The 2,146-nt window shown below is 73.6% G+C and carries 2 protein-coding genes; one reads left to right on the top strand and one right to left on the bottom strand.

Features of this window, described 5'->3' with window-relative positions; genetic code table 11:
* Positions 1-586: 586 nt before the first annotated feature.
* Positions 587-1,651: an alanine racemase gene (gene alr, locus C667_RS22405; protein ID WP_004386511.1), complete on the top strand. Its 1,065-nt coding sequence runs from the start codon at positions 587-589 to the stop codon at positions 1,649-1,651.
* Between the two features lie 115 nt (positions 1,652-1,766).
* Here alr and C667_RS22400 read toward each other — a convergent pair.
* A partial coding sequence (locus C667_RS22400; RefSeq protein ID WP_004386510.1) for a c-type cytochrome biogenesis protein CcmI/CycH occupies positions 1,767-2,146 on the bottom strand: 380 nt, incomplete at its 5' end.

Here is a 2,146-nt window from a genome sequence, read left to right as displayed (position 1 = left end):
CCCCATCACCCCGTTCACGCCCGAACCCGCGCTGGGTGCATGCATGACCGCACGTCGCCGGCCCGACACCCACCTCGCGCCCGAACCCGCGCCGGTTCAGGTAGGAGCGCCGGCAGGCGCGAATGCGGCGGCGGAGATTGCGACGCGTGTCGGATCGTCCGACCGCCCGCTTCGCGCCTGCCGGCGCTCCTACAGGTGCGGGCCGAAGCGCTACGGCCCACACGAGCGCACGTCGACGCCCCATCACCCCGTTCACGCCCGAACCCGCGCTGGGTGCATGCATGACCGCACGTCGCCGGCCCGACACCCACCTCGCGCCCGAGCCCGCGCCGGTTCATGTAGGAGCGCCGGCAGGCGCGAATGCAGCGACGGAGATTGCGACGCGCGTCGGATCGCCCTCCCGCCCGCTTCGCGCCTGCCGGCGCTCCTACAGGTGCGGGCCGAAGCGCTACGGCCCACACGAGCGCACGTCGACGCCCCATCGCCCCGATAACGCCGTGCCGGAGCAGGAGCGCTCGCGGCGCGGATTGCGGTGCCAGGGAAATCGACGCACCATTTTGTCCTTTAACCGCCTCTGATCCCCACCATGCGTCCCGCCCGCGCCCTCATCGACCTTTCCGCCCTGCGTCACAACTACCACCTCGCCCGCGAGCGCCATGGGGGGCGGGCGCTCGCGGTGGTCAAGGCCAACGCCTACGGACACGGCGCGCTGCGCTGCGCGCGGGCGCTGCACGACGAGGCCGACGGCTTCGCGGTGGCCTTCCTCGCCGAGGCGCTGGAGCTGCGCGCGGGTGGCATCGACGCCCCCATCCTGCTGCTCGAGGGCGTGTTCGACGTGGCGGAGCTCGCCGAGGCGGCGCGTCACCGGCTGTGGATGGTCGTCCACCACGAGGAGCAGCTGCGCATGCTGGAGCGCACGCCGCTGGCCGGGCCGGTGGATGTGTGGCTGAAGGTCAACAGCGGCATGAACCGCGCCGGCTTCGTCGGCGACGCGGTGGGGCCGGCCTGGCAGCGCCTGCAGGCGAGCGGCAAGGTCGGCCGCATCGTGCTGATGACGCACTTCGCGCGCGCCGACGAGCCCGAGCGGGAGACCACGCTGGAGCAGCTGCAGCGCTTCGAAGCCGCCACCGCCGGCCTGCCCGGCGAGCGCAGCGTGGCCAACTCCGCCGCCATCCTGGGCTGGCCGCAGGCACGCCGCGACTGGGCGCGCCCAGGCATCCTGCTCTACGGCGCCGATCCGATGCCCGCCGAGGGCAACGGCCTGCGCGCGGTGATGACGCTGGAGAGCGCGGTGATGGCGGTGCGCGAGATCGCGCCCGGCGAACCTCTCGGCTACGGCGGTCGCTTCGTCGCCGAACGCCCGACCCGGGTCGGCCTGGTGGCGATGGGCTACGCCGACGGCTACCCGCGCACCGTGCCCGACGGCACGCCGGTGGCGGTCGAAGGCCGCGCCAGCCGCATCATCGGCCGGGTGTCGATGGACATGCTGACAATCGACCTCACCGAGCTGCCCGACGCCGGCCTCGGTAGCCGGGTCGAGCTGTGGGGCGACCAGGTGCCGGTCAACCGCATCGCCCAGGCCGCCGGCACGATCGCTTACGAGCTGCTGTGCAATGTGAAGCGGGTGGGCGTGGAGTACGTGAGGCGTTAGGGGTCAGGCGTCAGGAGCGGCGCGTGGACAGGCGCGCACGTACTTCCTGAGGCGCCCCGCCTCTCAGCGCGGGAGCGTTTCACTCCTCGCGCCTCGCGCCTCACTCCTCGCACCCTCACTCCCTCACCCGATCGATCGTCACCGTCACGCCCTCGGCGTCCGGCGCCACCGGGGCGCTGGCGCCCTCGAGGTCGCCGGCGCGCGCGGTGGCGTCGCCGCCTTTGGAGACGCGCGCAGCGATCACGACGCGCTCGGGCACCGGGCCGTCGCCCATCATCAGCATCGCGCCGTCGAAGTCGAAGCTTACCGGCAGCTCGCCGCCCTTGAAGCGCAAGGCCGCGAGCGGAGGACCGCCGGCCTCGCCACGCACGAACACGAACACCGCGTCCTCGGGCGCGACCTGGCCGGCGAGGGCGCCGTCGACCTGCAGGCGGCCGGCGACCTTGAGCGGCGAGGCCGGCGCCGGCGCAGCGCTGCCTTGGTCGGCCGCGAGCG

This window comes from Thauera phenylacetica B4P (genome assembly GCF_000310225.1).
Lineage (GTDB): Bacteria > Pseudomonadota > Gammaproteobacteria > Burkholderiales > Rhodocyclaceae > Thauera > Thauera phenylacetica.
Note: the sequence above shows the minus strand (reverse complement) of the source record. Positions and strands in the feature narration are given on the sequence as shown.